This window comes from Rhizobium sp. NZLR8, from assembly GCF_019685025.1.
Lineage (GTDB): Bacteria > Pseudomonadota > Alphaproteobacteria > Rhizobiales > Rhizobiaceae > Rhizobium.
Map to the genome: position 1 here is coordinate 552,071 of NZ_JABDVY010000003.1, position 14,212 is coordinate 566,282.

Sequence of the window (14,212 nt, forward strand, 5' to 3'; positions counted from 1 at the left end):
CCGGTGGCGGCAGCCGGATGAGGGCCTGACTCGACTTGCCGCAGCCCTGACAAAATAGCGACGCTCCAACCCTACCAGCGCTGATGCACATGCGGCGCGATCAGCCGCGTGTAGATCTCGCGTGTTGCCGCCATGACACCGGCCGTAAGGGGCGCCAGATCGGCTGCGGCCGCATTGGTTTTGGCCTGTTCGGCATTGCGGGCGCCGGGGATGACGACGGTGACGGCTTCAGCCATCAGGATCCAGCGCAGCGCAAAGGCCGCCATGGTGGCGCCCTGAGGCACCAGCTTGCGCACCTCTTCCACCGCTTGCAGGCCGACCTCGAAGGGCACGCCGGCAAAAGTCTCGCCGACATCGAAGGCTTCGCCGTTGCGGTTGAAATTGCGATGGTCGTCGCTGGCAAAGTGGGTGTCCCGGGTGATCTTGCCGGAGAGAAGGCCGCTGGCCAGCGGCACGCGGGCAATGATCGCCACGTTCCTGCGGCGCGCTTCCTGGAAGAACAGGTGGTCGGGACGCTGGCGGAAGATATTGTAGATGATCTGGATGCTGACGACGCCAGGATATTCGATCGCCTTCAGCCCGTCTTCGACCTTTTCGACGCTGACGCCGTAACCCTTGATCTTGCCGGCCGTCTGCAGCGCGTTCAAGTTCTCGAAGACCTCCGGCTGGTAAAACACCTCGCGCGGCGGGCAGTGCAGCTGCAGGAGGTCGAGGCTGTCGACGGCAAGATTCTCACGGCTGCGGTCGATGAAGCCTTCGAGGTTCGCTTTGGTATAACCTTCGGCGAAATGCGGGTTGAGCCGGCGGCCGGCCTTGGTGGCGACCATCGGGCGCTGGCCGCCGCGCGCCTTCAGCACGTCGGCGATGATTTTTTCCGAGCGGCCGTCGCCATAGACGTCAGCCGTATCGATGAAGGTCATGCCGGCATCGAGTGCGGCGTTAAGCGCCGCGCGTCCATCCACCTCGCTGATATCGCCCCAGGAGCCGCCGATCTGCCAGGCGCCGAAGCCGACATTGGTGACGGTGAAGGGCGTGCGGCCGAAAGCATGGTGTTTCATGAAAAATCCTCCTGATACCTGTCGCCCGGAAGTGCGCAGCGGTTCCGGAATAACGACACGCATAAAAACAAAGACCTGAGGCGCGTCGCATGAAACAAGTTCAATGCGACGCGCTTCAAGGGATGAAAGATATCGGCCTATCAGGCGGACAACTATGCGGCAATTGTCAATCCGGCCTTGATTGGTTGCCTCGATGAAATATCGTTCCGCGACAAGGCTTCAACCGCAATGAATGGAAAAGGAAAGATCATGGAGATCAAACCTGTCGGCTCTCGCCCTTCGATGAAGCCGCCGGCCGATTATTTCACCGGCGCCGTTCGCCAGGATCCGTTGATGGAGACGCCCGAACCGGCCCGGATGCGGGCAACCTCGGTCACCTTCGAACCCGGCGCCCGCACCGCTTGGCATACGCATCCGCTCGGCCAGACGCTGATTGTGACCTCTGGCAGGGGCCTCGTCCAGAGCTGGGGCGGTGAGATAAGCGAGATCCGCGCCGGCGACACGGTATGGTTTTCGCCGGGCGAAAAACATTGGCACGGTGCCGCCGCGGACACGGCGATGACGCACATCGCCATTCACGAGGCGCTGGACGGCAAGCATGTCGACTGGTTGGAGCAGGTCACCGACGCGCAATATTCCGGCATGAGCTAAATCACAGCCGCTTCAGGCAATAGGAAAAATGCGCGTGTGATTCGACCGTCAGGAACTCGAATTGCCAGCGGTAATCCTTGCAGAATTTGGTGACCGCCTCGACGACGCCATAGACGATCGGCTTGACGGTATTGCCGGTGCAGAAATCATGCCCGGCAATCCGCCCCGTCCGCTTCACCTTCTTGTCGCAAAGCAGCAGTTCCTGCCAGGTGAGCTCGAAGGAATGGTCGGTATCGATATAGGCCCAGTCGAGGAAATCGTCTTCGAACTCGGCGAGCTTGTCGAGCGATGTGCCCTGCATCAGATGCAGCCTGCCGGCCTCGATCTCGGCAGAAAACGTCGTGTGGATTGCGTCGAGGCCGGAGCTGTAGCGATCCATCGACCAGGGATCGACGAGGTAGAGCTGCGCCGGGCGATTCTTTTCCAGGATCTCCGCCGTATATTCGCCGAAGGCCGCTCCCACTTCGACGCCGATGCCGCCGTTCGGGATTCGGTAGAGCAACTCGCCACGATCCGGCAGCAGACGGGCGTTTTCCATATGATGGGCGCTGAGCGGAGTGCGCGGCGTGCTCGCCCGGAGCGCCTGCCTGTCTTCACGTGTCTTCATCTCTGATCTCGGGATTACGGGCGTCTGACGGCCCTGATGTGGTTTGCGGCGAACGTAGGAGCAGCCGACGCCGATGACAACCACATGACGGGAATTTGCTTCTTTCGAACAAATCGCTAAGTTTCACATGTGGACTGACGAGAGCTCGGGAGGAGCGATTTCATGAGACGCATGTGGCCTGAAGAGTTCAACGCCATCGTTAACGGGGCCGAGGAGGTGATGTTAGAATCACCGGCCGAGGCCGGCGAAGCACCGCTGCACCGCAAGGCGCTGAAGGCACGCATCAGCATGGAGGACTACGAACGGATCTGGCCGTTTGCCGAGATGCGCTTCCGGCTTGGTGAGGAAGCCCTAGAAGGCAAGGCCATCACGCTGATCACCACCAACCCGCATTACCACACCTGGCACCCGAAGGACGGCGGCAGCGTCGAATCCGTGTCGGACAGCGGCCGCCATTTCAAGACGGATTATATCATTGTGCACTTCCTGCTCGACGACGTGAAGGAAACATCCCCCGCCTGAGAGGTCTCATCCCGGCACAGGCCGCTAAAGCGCATCGCGTGGAACTGATTCACGCGGCGCTTTAGCTCTTCGTTTTGATGCATGTCGTTATCCCGGAACCGCTGCTGACGCGGAATTGATTCCGACGCTGATGACAACGGCGGCGATATCGCTAAGTTTGGCGAATATGTTCCCACAAAATTGGAGGTTCCCGTGACGGCGAACGTGTTGGATATTCCTGTGAAAACAGTGGATGGTCGTGAAACCGCGCTCAACGAATACAAGGGTCGCGTGCTCCTGGTCGTCAATGTCGCCTCGAAATGCGGGCTGACGGTTCAATATGAGGGGCTCGAAAAGCTCTATGGCGAAAAGCGCGAACGCGGCTTCGTCATCGCCGCTTTCCCCGCCAACGACTTCAAGGGTCAGGAGCCCGGCACCGATGCCGAGATCCTCGATTTCTGCACCAGTACCTACGACGTCACCTTCCCGATCTTCTCGAAGATCTCGGTCAAGGGCGAAGCCCAGCATCCGCTCTACCGGCAACTGACGAAGTCTGGCGTGAAGACGACAGGCGAGGGCCCGATGCGTGAACGGCTGAAATCCCACGGCATGTCAGGTGGCGACGAGGATGACATTCTTTGGAACTTCGAAAAATTCCTGATCGGCCGCGACGGCAAAGTCGCCGCCCGCTTCGCGCCGGATGTGACGGCGGATGATTCGCGGCTGGTTTCGGCGGTGGATAAAGAACTGGCGAAGGGGTGAATGGTGGGCGATGAGCCTCGACTGTCACGATTCTAGAACGCCACTTCGGAATCCCGAAATTCCCCGCTTCGGGATTCCGAAATCCGCGGCGCTTCGCGAGGTGCCGACAGAAAAAAACATGCAATGATTTCAATCCCGCAACCAATTTCGGGATTCCGAAGTGCTATATAGAGTCTGGTGGGGAGTTCAGAGCAAAGGCGTTCGACCACGATCAGAGACTCTGTCGCAGTCAAAGAGCATGGATCCCCTCGGGCTACCAAGCGCGTCTGGACCGCGATGATTCGCAAAGAGGCTGAGCAGGATCTTCAGATCCCAAGCACGGTCACAAGCGGGGGCGTAAAGTCCTTGAAGCCCACTCTCGGCCAGTCGCACCTTCTGTCGAATCGCGTCTTCGGTTCGTGGCGCTCGCATGCCGGATTCGTCTTGAATGCGTATCCGGGCAGGCTGACGTATCTGGCGCTTGGCGTGCTAAGGGCGATTGCGATGCACAACGTCAATGCGGAGCAGAGAGTCCTCATGGCACACCTCTAGGCGTCGTAAGCCTTCAAGCGCGGAGATTTTCCGGGCGACGAATTCTCCCACTTTTGCCGGCCCCCATCCATTCGCCCAATAGGAGGTGGCTGCAGCGGCCGGGAGTAGTCCGTTTTGGTGGAGCGTTGGCTTTAGACGGCGCGCCGCATCTGGCCCTGCTGGGCGCTTCCACTGGATCAGTGGCCGATTAGAATTCCAAATAGGTGACAAAGCCATGCGGGCGTCTGCCTTCGAAGCCTCAACATCACACCAGCTATTTGACACTTTAGGGGAAGAATAAATGGTGGGCGATGAGAGACTCGAACTCCCGACATCCTCGGTGTAAACGAGGCGCTCTACCAACTGAGCTAATCGCCCATCGCAAACGAAGCCGGATCGGCCTGCCGCGTTGGTGGCCGTGATCTATGCGGATCGCGGCAAAACCGCAAGAGTGTTTGTGAAGATTTTTTGATTTTTTTGACAGCGCTCCTGTCCCTTGCGGGGCAGGTGGGCGCGGCAAGGCTGTGGATAAAGGGGATGGGCATGTCGGCTTCGACTGTGCCGGCGGCTTCGATCCGGCCTCGGTGCTGCAGCGGGAAACGGAATTGACGGCTTTTCCTTCATTCCGCGCGGCCTTGCCAAAACAATTCAACGGCTGTCATGGTTTTGTCTCCAAACCTGCTTGACACTAAATGGCGAACCCCGTAGTTAGCCGCTCATCGAAACGGGCAGCCGTTTTGGTAAGGGTGCGAAGGCATCCGGACTGCTTGAAATGAATTGCGGGTGTAGCTCAGTTGGTTAGAGTGCCGGCCTGTCACGCCGGAGGTCGCGGGTTCGAGCCCCGTCACTCGCGCCATTTCAAGTCTTGTAAAAACGCAAAGCGATTTGTCGTTTGTCCGGTTTTCTTCATCCTCGCGGCCGCAAATGGCCGATTAATGCGCGGGTGTAGCTCAGTCGGTTAGAGTGCCGGCCTGTCACGCCGGAGGTCGCGGGTTCGAGCCCCGTCACTCGCGCCATTTTCTTCACCAAGCCATGCAGTTTCCAGTGGTCAGACATGCAGCTTCACACGGCTTGGGCGGATTTGTCGCGACATCGTTGCATCTGCTTGATAATGTCCGCGCGCCACGCGTCGAATTGCCTCTGTAAATCTCTTGCGCCGGGGCTTCGGCTGCGCTAACCACGGCTTGTTGCAACGCACGTTCGCTTGCCGGGCATTTGCCCAAATGTGCCGTCTGGCGCCTCCGGCAAGCAGGGATGAACATGATGACTGAACTGCTCAGTTCCTATATTCCGATCGCTATCTTCATCGCTATCGCGCTTGTTATCGGCCTGGCGCTGCTTATTGCGCCGTTCGCCGTGGCTTTCAAAGCGCCTGATTCGGAAAAGCTCTCGGCTTACGAATGCGGCTTCAACGCGTTCGACGATGCCCGTATGAAATTCGACATTCGCTTCTACCTCGTGTCGATCCTCTTCATCATCTTCGATCTTGAAGTCGCTTTCCTCTTCCCCTGGGCCGTTTCCTTCGGCGCCATCGGCTGGTTCGGCTTCTGGTCCATGATGGTCTTTCTCTTCGTGCTGACCATCGGCTTTATCTATGAATGGAAGAAGGGAGCCCTGGAATGGGAGTAGCCCCTGTGAGCAATCAGCCGCTCGTTGCCCAGCAGCCGAAAGGGATCATCGATCCCTCGACCGGCAAGCCGATCGGCAGCAACGACGCATTTTTCGGCGAGATCAACAATGAGCTTGCCGATAAGGGTTTCCTCGTCACCTCGACCGACGAGCTGATCAACTGGGCCCGTACCGGCTCGCTGATGTGGATGACCTTCGGCCTTGCCTGCTGCGCCGTCGAAATGATGCAGCTGTCGATGCCGCGTTATGACGTCGAGCGCTTCGGTTTTGCGCCGCGCGCTTCGCCACGCCAGTCCGACGTGATGATCGTTGCCGGCACGCTGACCAACAAGATGGCGCCGGCGCTGCGCAAAGTTTACGACCAGATGCCCGAGCCGCGCTACGTCATCTCGATGGGCTCCTGCGCCAATGGCGGCGGTTATTATCACTATTCCTACTCGGTGGTGCGCGGCTGCGACCGCATCGTGCCGATCGACATCTACGTGCCGGGCTGTCCCCCCACGGCAGAGGCGCTGCTTTACGGCGTGCTTCTGCTGCAGAAGAAGATCCGGCGCACCGGCACGATCGAACGCTAAGGGTTAAGGACAAGGCATATGAGTGAAGCCCTGACTGAGCTTGCGTCCTACCTTGGCGAAGCGCGCGGTAACCTGATCGCCGCATCGCAGATGAAGTATGGCGAGCTGACGCTGACCGCAACGGGTGAAAACCTGATCCCGCTTTTGACCTTCCTGCGTGACGACGCCAAATGCGGTTTCGTCAACCTGATCGATATTTGCGGTGTCGACTGGCCGCAGCGCGAGCTGCGTTTCGACGTCGTCTATCACCTGCTGTCGCCGAAGCAGAACCTGCGCATCCGCGTCAAGGTGGCAACCGACGAAGATACGCCGGTTCCCTCGGCCTGCGGCGTCCATCCCGGCGCCGACTGGTTCGAGCGCGAAACTTGGGACATGTACGGCGTGCTCTTCACCGGCCATCCGGACCTGCGCCGCATCCTGACCGACTACGGCTTCGAAGGCCACCCGCTGCGCAAGGACTTCCCGACCACCGGCTTCGTCGAGGTTCGTTATGACGATGCGGCAAAGCGCGTCGTTTACGAGCCGGTCGAACTGAAGCAGGAATTCCGCAACTTCGACTTCATGTCGCCCTGGGAAGGTACTGAATACGTGCTGCCTGGGGATGAGAAGGCCAAGCAGTGAGTGGTGATTAGTCGGTAGTGAGTAGTGGGCAGATATTTGGGTGACGAACGGGAAAATCAGCTCCTATCGTGATTTGAAAGTCTGGCAATTTGCTATCGAGCGATCTGTTGTTTGTTATGAGGTGACGAGAACCTTCCCGCGGGAAGAGATCTATGGAATGACCAGCCAGATTAGAACGAATTGCTCGACCGATGCGACGAAATTGGAAAGATGCTGGGATCGCTTATCCGAAGCGTTCAGCACAGGAAAGCTGACGAATAGTGAGCGGATGAAAACTAACTACTACTCACTAATCACTACTCACTCTAAGCGAGTTAATCGCCATGACCGAACATAACGTCCGCAACTTCAACATCAATTTCGGACCGCAGCATCCGGCGGCGCATGGCGTTCTTCGTCTTGTCCTGGAGCTTGACGGCGAAATTGTGGAGCGGGTTGATCCGCATATCGGCCTGCTGCACCGCGGCACCGAGAAGCTGATCGAGACCAAGACCTATCTTCAGGCCTTGCCCTATTTCGATCGGCTCGATTACGTCGCGCCGATGAACCAGGAACATGCCTATGCGATGGCTGTGGAAAAACTGCTCGGCATCGACATCCCGATCCGCGGCCAGCTGATTCGCGTCCTCTATTCGGAAATCGGCCGTATCCTCTCGCATCTGCTGAACGTCACGACGCAGGCCATGGACGTCGGCGCGCTGACGCCGCCGCTCTGGGGCTTCGAAGAGCGTGAAAAGCTGATGGTGTTTTATGAGCGCGCCAGTGGCTCGCGCATGCATGCCGCATATATCCGTCCGGGCGGCGTTCATCAGGACCTGCCGGAACAGCTCGTCCAGGATATCGGCGACTGGTGCGACCCGTTCCTGAAGGCGCTCGACGACATCGACAATCTGTTGACCGGCAACCGCATCTTCAAGCAGCGCAACGTCGATATCGGCGTCGTCTCGCTGGAGGATTGCTGGGCCTGGGGCTTCTCCGGCGTCATGGTGCGCGGTTCGGGCGCTGCCTGGGACCTGCGTCGCGCCCAGCCTTACGAATGTTATTCCGATCTCGAATTCGACATTCCGATTGGCAAGAACGGCGATAATTATGACCGCTACCTGATCCGCATGATCGAGATGCGCGAATCGGTCCGCATCATGAAGCAGTGCGTCAATCGCCTGCTGTCGGATGCCAAGACCGGTCCTTTCTCGTCGATCGACGGCAAGGTCGTGCCGCCGAAGCGCGGTGAGATGAAGCGCTCGATGGAAGCGCTGATCCACCACTTCAAGCTCTATACCGAAGGCTACCATGTGCCGGCCGGCGAGGTTTACGCCGCCGTCGAGGCGCCGAAGGGCGAGTTCGGCGTCTATCTCGTCTCCGACGGCTCCAACAAGCCGTATCGCTGCAAGATCCGCGCTCCGGGTTATGCGCATCTGCAGGCGATGGACTTCATGTGCCGCGGCCACCAGCTTGCCGACGTCGCGGCCGTGCTCGGCTCGCTCGACATCGTCTTCGGCGAGGTGGACCGCTGATGCAGCGTCTGCCGCTTGCCGTCGCCCTTCTTCTTGCGGCATCCGGGGTTTCGGCCCAGGAGACCGATACGCTCGGCACGCCGCTGGGTCGTAAGGAAGTGACGCCGCCGGCGGCGCAAACGTCCATGGGCGATCTTTTGTCCAAGGGCTATCAGATCAAGGCTGCCATTCCGAATGGCGGCAAATTCGTAGTGTTTATGCAGAAAGACCAGTCGGCCTATGCCTGCGAAATGCAGTCTTTGACCGCTTCGCGGTGTGGAACCCTAAACTGACAAGGCGTGAGGAAGAATGTCCGTTCGTCGATTAGCCGAAGATCAATTTCAGCCTGCCGCATTCGCTTTCAGCGATGAAAATGCGGTCTGGGCGGACAAGACGATCCAGAAATACCCCGCCGGCCGCCAGCAATCGGCGGTCATCCCGCTGTTGATGCGGGCGCAGGAGCAGGATGGCTGGGTCACGCGCGCGGCGATCGAAAAGATCGCCGACATGCTCGACATGGCCTATATCCGCGTGCTCGAGGTCGCGACCTTCTATACGCAGTTCCAGCTGCATCCCGTCGGCACCCGCGCCCACGTCCAGGTCTGCGGCACGACGCCCTGCATGCTACGCGGCTCGGAAGCGCTGATGTCGGTCTGCAAGAGCAAGATCCACGCCCATGCCTTCGAGCGCAATGCCGAGGGAACACTGTCCTGGGAAGAGGTCGAATGTCTTGGCGCCTGCGTCAACGCCCCCATGGTGATGATCGGCAAGGACACCTATGAAGACCTGACGCCGGCGCGCCTCGAAGAGATCATCGATACCTTTGCCGCCGGCAATGGCGCGAGCATTAAGCCGGGCACCCAGATCGACCGGGTATTTTCGGCGCCGGAAGGCGGCTTGACCTCGCTGACGACGGCAGAGCCGAAGACAAGGACGCGCGCCAAGAAGGCCGATGCCGAAAGCGTGTCGGCTCCGGTCGTCGACGCCGCTCCGATCCCGCCCTCCGAGGCCGCCCGCCCGAAGAGCACCGATGCCGAGACCAATGCCGCGCTGAAGACGCCGGCAACGGCGCCGAAGGCGGCTGCCAGGAATGCCAAGGCAGCCGAGCAGCAGCCGGTTTCCGGCACCGCGGCTGCCGAACCGGCGCCGGCACCCGCCGTCAAGGCCGAAGCCGCCCCGGCGGCAAAGCCAGCGCTCACCGACAAGAACCGTCCGGCCGGCATCGAAAAGCCCGCCGCATCGGATGATCTGAAGATGATCTCGGGCGTCGGCCCGAAGATCGAGGCGACGTTGAACGAGATCGGCATCTTCACCTTCTCGCAGGTCGCGGGCTGGAAGAAGGCCGAGCGCGAATGGGTCGACGGCTACCTGAACTTCCGCGGCCGCATCGAGCGTGACGACTGGGTCAAGCAGGCCAAGGCGCTCGCCAAGGGCGGCGAAGCGGAATATATCAAGGTCTTCGGCAAGAAGCCGCGGTAAAGAGGTGAAGCATGTTACAAGATAAAGACCGCATCTTTACCAACATCTACGGCCTCAAGGACAAGTCCCTGAAGGGCGCGATGAGCCGCGGCCACTGGGACGGCACCAAGCAGATACTCGAAAAGGGCCGCGATTGGATCATCAACGAGATGAAGGCGTCCGGCCTTCGCGGCCGCGGCGGCGCCGGATTCCCCACGGGTCTCAAATGGTCCTTCATGCCGAAGGAAAGCGACGGTCGCCCGCACTACCTCGTCGTCAATGCCGACGAATCGGAGCCCGGTACCTGCAAAGACCGCGACATCATGCGTCACGATCCGCATACGCTGATCGAAGGCTGCGTCATCGCCAGCTTCGCCATGGGCGCAAATGCGGCCTACATCTATGTGCGCGGCGAATATATCCGCGAGCGCGAAGCGCTGCAGGCGGCGATCGACGAATGTTATGATTATGGCCTGCTCGGCAAGAACAACAAGCTCGGCTGGGACATGGACATCTACGTCCATCACGGCGCCGGCGCCTATATCTGCGGCGAGGAAACAGCCCTCCTCGAAAGCCTCGAGGGCAAGAAGGGCCAGCCGCGCCTGAAGCCGCCTTTCCCGGCCAATATGGGCCTTTACGGTTGCCCGACGACGGTCAACAACGTCGAATCGATCGCCGTTGCGCCGACGATCCTGCGCCGCGGTGCCGGCTGGTTCTCGGCCATCGGCCGTCCGAACAATGTCGGCACCAAGCTGTTCATGCTCTCCGGCCACGTCAACAAGCCGTGCACGGTCGAAGAGGAAATGGGCATCACCTTCCGCGAACTGGTCGACCGCCATGCCGGCGGCATCCGCGGCGGCTGGGACAATCTGCTCGCCGTCATTCCGGGCGGAGCATCCTGCCCGATCGTTCCGGCCAAGGACATCATCGACTGCCCGATGGATTTCGACGGCCTGCGCGGCGTCGGCTCCTCCTTCGGCACGGCCGCCGCGATCGTCATGGACAAATCCACCGACGTGATCAAGGCGATCGCCCGTATCTCCGCCTTCTTCAAACACGAGAGCTGCGGCCAGTGCACGCCTTGCCGCGAAGGCACCGGCTGGATGTGGCGGGTGATGGAGCGCATGGCCAAGGGCAATGCCCAGAAGCGCGAGATCGACATGCTGTTCCAGGTGACCAAGCAGATCGAAGGCCACACCATCTGCGCGCTCGGCGACGCCGCCGCATGGCCGGTGCAGGGTCTGATCCGTAACTTCCGTCCCGAGATCGAAAAGCGCATCGACCAGTATACGGCAAGCGCCCTTGATCACGGCGCGGTTCTGGAGGCGGCTGAATAATCATGGCGGACAACGCATCGAAGAGTGGAAAGAAGGAAGACGCCGCCGATTTCGCGGCCGGCTTCGGCCGTCTTGCCGCCGAGATGCTGGAAAATGCGCGGGCAATGCCGATGCATCCGCTGATGGCGCATCCCGCCGCAGCCTTTGCCGCCGCAACAGCGATCGGCTTCGGTCTCTCGACCCAGATGGCGGGCGCCTTTTTCGGCGCCTTCCAGAGCGCGCTGGAAACGACCGGCAAGGTCGCGGCAGCGCTCGATGATACGCCGCCGGACGAGCCGATGCCCGCCGTCGATATCCGGCCGGAGAATATCCGCCCTGAGGTCAAGGCTGTGGTCAAGCCGGTGGCCGCGAACAAGCCGGCGGCGGAGACCAAGCCTGATGTCGAGAAGAAGACAAGGCCGAAACTGACTGTTGTAACACCGGTCAGCGAACCGGTCCCTGCCAGCCAGCCGGCTGTGAAGGCAAAACCGGCCCAGCGGGCGAAAAAGGTCGACGATCTGAAGCTGATCGCCGGCATCGGCCCGAAGCTGGAGCAGGTGCTGAACGACAGGGGCATTCGCAGCTTCGCCGAGATTGCTGCCTGGAGCACCGAGGACATCGCCCGGCTCGACGCCGAGCTTGGCGTCAACGGCCGCATCGACCGTGACGACTGGATCGGCCAGGCAAAAGTTCTGGCAGGGCGGGCGCGCCGAAGGAAATGAACTGTCCGGCCGTGCAATCGGCCGGAAATATGGGCAGATCGGCGGACGGGCGGGGGCCCCACGCCGCAGATGCCGGTGCGGGTTCCGGACCTGGAACGCGCGACAGAGAATTTGGGCGACATCAAATGTCGGCAGGACGAAAGATCCGGCTTGGCAATGAGAGTGTTGCAAAAATAGGTTTGTTTGCCGTCATCAGGCAAACGGGAAACAGGACTGAGCGACGATGGCAAAACTGAAGATTGACGGCAACGAAATCGAGGTTCCGGATCACTACACGCTGTTGCAGGCGTGCGAGGATGCCGGGGCCGAAGTTCCGCGCTTCTGCTTCCATGAGCGGCTGTCGGTTGCCGGCAATTGCCGCATGTGCCTTGTCGAGGTGAAGGGCGGCCCGCCGAAGCCCCAGGCTTCCTGCGCCATGAGCGTGCGCGACATCCGCGGCGGCCCGAACGGCGAACTGGCCGAGGTCTTCACCAACACCCCGATGGTCAAGAAGGCCCGCGAAGGTGTGATGGAATTCCTGCTGATCAACCATCCGCTTGATTGCCCGATCTGCGACCAGGGCGGCGAATGCGATCTGCAGGACCAGGCGATGGCCTTCGGCATCGACACTTCGCGTTACCAGGAAGACAAGCGCGCCGTCGAAGACAAGTATATCGGCCCGCTGGTCAAGACGGTGATGAACCGCTGCATCCATTGCACGCGCTGCGTCCGCTTCACCACCGAGGTCGCCGGCATTTCCGAACTCGGCCTGATCGGCCGGGGCGAGGATGCCGAGATCACCACCTATCTCGAACAGGCGATGACCTCCGAGCTGCAGGGCAACGTCGTCGACCTTTGCCCGGTCGGTGCACTCACCTCCAAGCCCTTCGCCTTCACCGCGCGCCCCTGGGAATTGAACAAGACCGAATCGATCGACGTCATGGATGCCGTCGGTTCGGCGATCCGCGTCGATACCCGTGGCCGCGAAGTCATGCGCGTCCTGCCGCGAGTCAACGAGGCGATCAATGAAGAGTGGATCTCCGACAAGAGCCGCTTCATCTGGGACGGCCTGAAGACCCAGCGCCTCGACCGGCCCTATGTCCGCCGCGACGGCCGCCTGCAGCCTGCCAGCTGGGCAGAAGCCTTCGGCGCCATCAAGGCTGGCGTTGCCGCCACCTCCGGCGACAAGATCGGCGCAATCGCCGGCGATCTTGCTTCCGTCGAGGAAATGTATGCGCTTTCCGAACTGGTGAAGTCGCTCGGCTCAACCAATCTCGACTGTCGCCAGGATGGGGCGGCGCTCGATCCGTCGCTCGGCCGCGCAAGCTATCTCTTCAACCCGACCATCTCGGGCATCGACCAGGCCGACGCGCTGCTGATCATCGGCGCCAATCCGCGCTTCGAGGCGGCAATCCTCAATACCCGCATCCGCAAGCGCTGGCGCCGCGGCAAGTTCCCGATCGGCGTGATCGGCGAGCCGAGCGAATTGCGCTACACCTATGACTATCTCGGCGGTGGTCCGGACACGCTGAAGGATCTGGTCGACGGCGGTCACGCCTTTGCCGAGGTCCTGAAGAACGCCGCCAAGCCGATGATCATCATCGGCCAGGGCGCGCTGTCACGCACCGATGGCGCCGGCGTACTCGCCAGTGCCGCCAAGCTTGCCGGTTCGGTCGGCGCGGTCGTTGAAGGCTGGAATGGCTTTGCCGTCCTCCATACGGCCGCCTCCCGTGTCGGCGGCCTCGACCTCGGTTTCGTGCCGGGTTCCAAGGGCGTCAATGCCGCCGAAATGCTGACGGCGATGGATGTGCTCTTCCTGCTCGGCGCCGACGAACTCGACTTCACCGCCAAGAAGGCCAAGCTCACCGTCTATATCGGCTCGCATGGCGATAACGGCGCGCATCATGCCGACGTCATCCTGCCGGCCGCAGCCTATACCGAAAAGTCCGGCACCTGGGTCAACACCGAAGGCCGCGTCCAGATGGGCAATCGTGCAGGCTTTGCACCGGGCGATGCCCGCGAAGACTGGGCGATCATCCGTGCCCTTTCCGACGTGCTCGGCAAGAAGCTTCCCTTCGATTCGCTCAGCGAATTGCGCGTCCGGCTCTATGCCGCTTTCCCGCATTTCGCCGCCATTGACGAGATCGCCGAAACCGATAGCGCCCAAATTGCCGCAGTTGCGAAAAAAGCCGGCAAGATGAACAAATCCGGGTTTGCGTCGCCGGTGAAAGACTTCTATTTGACGAACCCGATAGCGCGTGCCTCGGCTGTCATGGCGGAGTGCTCGGCATTGGCCCGCAACAACTTCAAAGTCGCGGCAGAGTAAGGGC

At 60.7% G+C, this 14,212-nt stretch carries 16 protein-coding genes, 3 tRNA genes and 1 pseudogene; 16 read left to right on the top strand and 4 right to left on the bottom strand.

Going from position 1 to position 14,212, the window contains the following annotated elements; genetic code table 11:
- Positions 1 to 71 precede the first annotated feature (71 nt).
- The gene (locus HJB89_RS10165) at positions 72 to 1,058 is read right to left on the bottom strand and encodes an aldo/keto reductase (protein ID WP_221149682.1); all 987 of its coding nucleotides are present in this window, start codon (positions 1,056 to 1,058) and stop codon (positions 72 to 74) included.
- A 228-nt stretch (positions 1,059 to 1,286) separates the two neighbouring features.
- Between HJB89_RS10165 and HJB89_RS10170 the strand changes: the two genes are divergently transcribed.
- Positions 1,287 to 1,709 carry a cupin domain-containing protein gene (locus HJB89_RS10170; RefSeq protein ID WP_207584289.1) on the top strand — a complete coding sequence of 141 codons (423 nt, stop codon included), beginning with the start codon at positions 1,287 to 1,289 and terminating at the stop codon, positions 1,707 to 1,709.
- A gap of 1 nt (position 1,710) precedes the next feature.
- Here the strand turns inward: HJB89_RS10170 and HJB89_RS10175 are convergent, their stop codons facing one another.
- Entirely contained in the window at positions 1,711 to 2,316 is a 606-nt protein-coding gene (locus HJB89_RS10175; protein WP_221115194.1) for a class I SAM-dependent methyltransferase, read from the bottom strand.
- Between the two features lie 162 nt (positions 2,317 to 2,478).
- Here HJB89_RS10175 and HJB89_RS10180 point away from each other — a divergent pair, with 162 nt between their 5' ends.
- Positions 2,479 to 2,838 (top strand): hypothetical protein, encoded by a 360-nt coding sequence (locus HJB89_RS10180; RefSeq protein ID WP_221115193.1) that lies wholly within the window; start codon positions 2,479 to 2,481, stop codon positions 2,836 to 2,838.
- A gap of 192 nt (positions 2,839 to 3,030) precedes the next feature.
- Positions 3,031 to 3,579, top strand: a complete 549-nt coding sequence (locus tag HJB89_RS10185; RefSeq protein WP_209885433.1) for a glutathione peroxidase — start codon at positions 3,031 to 3,033, stop codon at positions 3,577 to 3,579.
- Between the two features lie 305 nt (positions 3,580 to 3,884).
- Here HJB89_RS10185 and HJB89_RS33590 read toward each other — a convergent pair whose 3' ends face one another.
- A complete protein-coding gene (locus tag HJB89_RS33590) occupies positions 3,885 to 4,097 on the bottom strand; it encodes a hypothetical protein (RefSeq protein ID WP_311043797.1) in 213 nt (70 codons plus the stop codon).
- A 294-nt stretch (positions 4,098 to 4,391) separates the two neighbouring features.
- Positions 4,392 to 4,467 (bottom strand) — tRNA-Val (locus HJB89_RS10190).
- A gap of 146 nt (positions 4,468 to 4,613) precedes the next feature.
- Here HJB89_RS10190 and HJB89_RS10195 point away from each other — a divergent pair.
- The 13 genes and pseudogenes from HJB89_RS10195 (at position 4,614) to nuoG (ending at position 14,208) form a co-directional block, all read left to right on the top strand.
- A complete protein-coding gene (locus tag HJB89_RS10195; protein WP_221149684.1) occupies positions 4,614 to 4,775 on the top strand; it encodes a hypothetical protein in 162 nt (53 codons plus the stop codon).
- A 93-nt stretch (positions 4,776 to 4,868) separates the two neighbouring features.
- Positions 4,869 to 4,945: transfer RNA gene (locus HJB89_RS10200), tRNA-Asp, on the top strand.
- An 83-nt stretch (positions 4,946 to 5,028) separates the two neighbouring features.
- A tRNA-Asp gene (locus HJB89_RS10205) sits at positions 5,029 to 5,105 on the top strand.
- Positions 5,106 to 5,352: 247 nt separating this feature from the next.
- Entirely contained in the window at positions 5,353 to 5,718 is a 366-nt protein-coding gene (locus tag HJB89_RS10210; RefSeq protein ID WP_007626195.1) for an NADH-quinone oxidoreductase subunit A, read from the top strand.
- Positions 5,709 to 6,293: an NADH-quinone oxidoreductase subunit B family protein gene (locus HJB89_RS10215; RefSeq protein WP_003578567.1), complete on the top strand. Its 585-nt coding sequence runs from the start codon at positions 5,709 to 5,711 to the stop codon at positions 6,291 to 6,293. Before HJB89_RS10210 ends, HJB89_RS10215 begins: the two co-directional genes overlap by 10 nt.
- Positions 6,294 to 6,311: 18 nt before the next feature.
- On the top strand, positions 6,312 to 6,914 hold the full coding sequence (locus HJB89_RS10220; RefSeq protein WP_207583786.1) for an NADH-quinone oxidoreductase subunit C: 603 nt from the start codon (positions 6,312 to 6,314) through the stop codon (positions 6,912 to 6,914).
- Positions 6,915 to 6,969: 55 nt separating this feature from the next.
- Positions 6,970 to 7,089, top strand: a pseudogene (locus HJB89_RS33180) (four helix bundle protein); the annotation flags it as partial.
- Between the two features lie 148 nt (positions 7,090 to 7,237).
- On the top strand, positions 7,238 to 8,428 hold the full coding sequence (locus tag HJB89_RS10230) for an NADH-quinone oxidoreductase subunit D (protein ID WP_207583787.1): 1,191 nt from the start codon (positions 7,238 to 7,240) through the stop codon (positions 8,426 to 8,428).
- Positions 8,428 to 8,700 carry a hypothetical protein gene (locus HJB89_RS10235; RefSeq protein ID WP_007626190.1) on the top strand — a complete coding sequence of 91 codons (273 nt, stop codon included), beginning with the start codon at positions 8,428 to 8,430 and terminating at the stop codon, positions 8,698 to 8,700. Before HJB89_RS10230 ends, HJB89_RS10235 begins: the two co-directional genes overlap by 1 nt.
- Before the next feature lie 16 nt (positions 8,701 to 8,716).
- Entirely contained in the window at positions 8,717 to 9,886 is a 1,170-nt protein-coding gene (locus tag HJB89_RS10240) for an NADH-quinone oxidoreductase subunit E (RefSeq protein ID WP_207583788.1), read from the top strand.
- An 11-nt stretch (positions 9,887 to 9,897) separates the two neighbouring features.
- Entirely contained in the window at positions 9,898 to 11,202 is a 1,305-nt protein-coding gene (gene nuoF / locus HJB89_RS10245; RefSeq protein ID WP_003573907.1) for an NADH-quinone oxidoreductase subunit NuoF, read from the top strand.
- Between the two features lie 2 nt (positions 11,203 to 11,204).
- Complete coding sequence (locus HJB89_RS10250) at positions 11,205 to 11,903, top strand: 5' DNA nuclease (RefSeq protein ID WP_221115189.1); 699 nt, start codon at positions 11,205 to 11,207, stop codon at positions 11,901 to 11,903.
- Positions 11,904 to 12,126: 223 nt separating this feature from the next.
- A complete protein-coding gene (gene nuoG, locus HJB89_RS10255) occupies positions 12,127 to 14,208 on the top strand; it encodes an NADH-quinone oxidoreductase subunit NuoG (protein ID WP_221149685.1) in 2,082 nt (693 codons plus the stop codon).
- The last annotated feature ends 4 nt before the right edge of the window (positions 14,209 to 14,212 follow it).

What these genes read in the sequence shown, in the direction of transcription:
- HJB89_RS10250 (WP_221115189.1), top strand. Translation starts at nt 11,205, where the DNA reads ATGGCGGACAACGCATCGAAGAGTGGAAAGAAGGAAGACGCCGCCGAT.
- HJB89_RS10240 (WP_207583788.1), top strand. Translation starts at nt 8,717, where the DNA reads ATGTCCGTTCGTCGATTAGCCGAAGATCAATTTCAGCCTGCCGCATTC.
- nuoG (WP_221149685.1), top strand. Translation starts at nt 12,127, where the DNA reads ATGGCAAAACTGAAGATTGACGGCAACGAAATCGAGGTTCCGGATCAC.
- HJB89_RS10170 (WP_207584289.1), top strand. Translation starts at nt 1,287, where the DNA reads ATGAATGGAAAAGGAAAGATCATGGAGATCAAACCTGTCGGCTCTCGC.
- HJB89_RS10215 (WP_003578567.1), top strand. Translation starts at nt 5,709, where the DNA reads ATGGGAGTAGCCCCTGTGAGCAATCAGCCGCTCGTTGCCCAGCAGCCG.
- HJB89_RS10210 (WP_007626195.1), top strand. Translation starts at nt 5,353, where the DNA reads ATGACTGAACTGCTCAGTTCCTATATTCCGATCGCTATCTTCATCGCT.
- nuoF (WP_003573907.1), top strand. Translation starts at nt 9,898, where the DNA reads ATGTTACAAGATAAAGACCGCATCTTTACCAACATCTACGGCCTCAAG.
- HJB89_RS10220 (WP_207583786.1), top strand. Translation starts at nt 6,312, where the DNA reads ATGAGTGAAGCCCTGACTGAGCTTGCGTCCTACCTTGGCGAAGCGCGC.
- HJB89_RS33590 (WP_311043797.1), bottom strand. Translation starts at nt 4,097, where the DNA reads ATGAGGACTCTCTGCTCCGCATTGACGTTGTGCATCGCAATCGCCCTT.
- HJB89_RS10175 (WP_221115194.1), bottom strand. Translation starts at nt 2,316, where the DNA reads ATGAAGACACGTGAAGACAGGCAGGCGCTCCGGGCGAGCACGCCGCGC.
- HJB89_RS10235 (WP_007626190.1), top strand. Translation starts at nt 8,428, where the DNA reads ATGCAGCGTCTGCCGCTTGCCGTCGCCCTTCTTCTTGCGGCATCCGGG.
- HJB89_RS10180 (WP_221115193.1), top strand. Translation starts at nt 2,479, where the DNA reads ATGAGACGCATGTGGCCTGAAGAGTTCAACGCCATCGTTAACGGGGCC.
- HJB89_RS10165 (WP_221149682.1), bottom strand. Translation starts at nt 1,058, where the DNA reads ATGAAACACCATGCTTTCGGCCGCACGCCCTTCACCGTCACCAATGTC.
- HJB89_RS10230 (WP_207583787.1), top strand. Translation starts at nt 7,238, where the DNA reads ATGACCGAACATAACGTCCGCAACTTCAACATCAATTTCGGACCGCAG.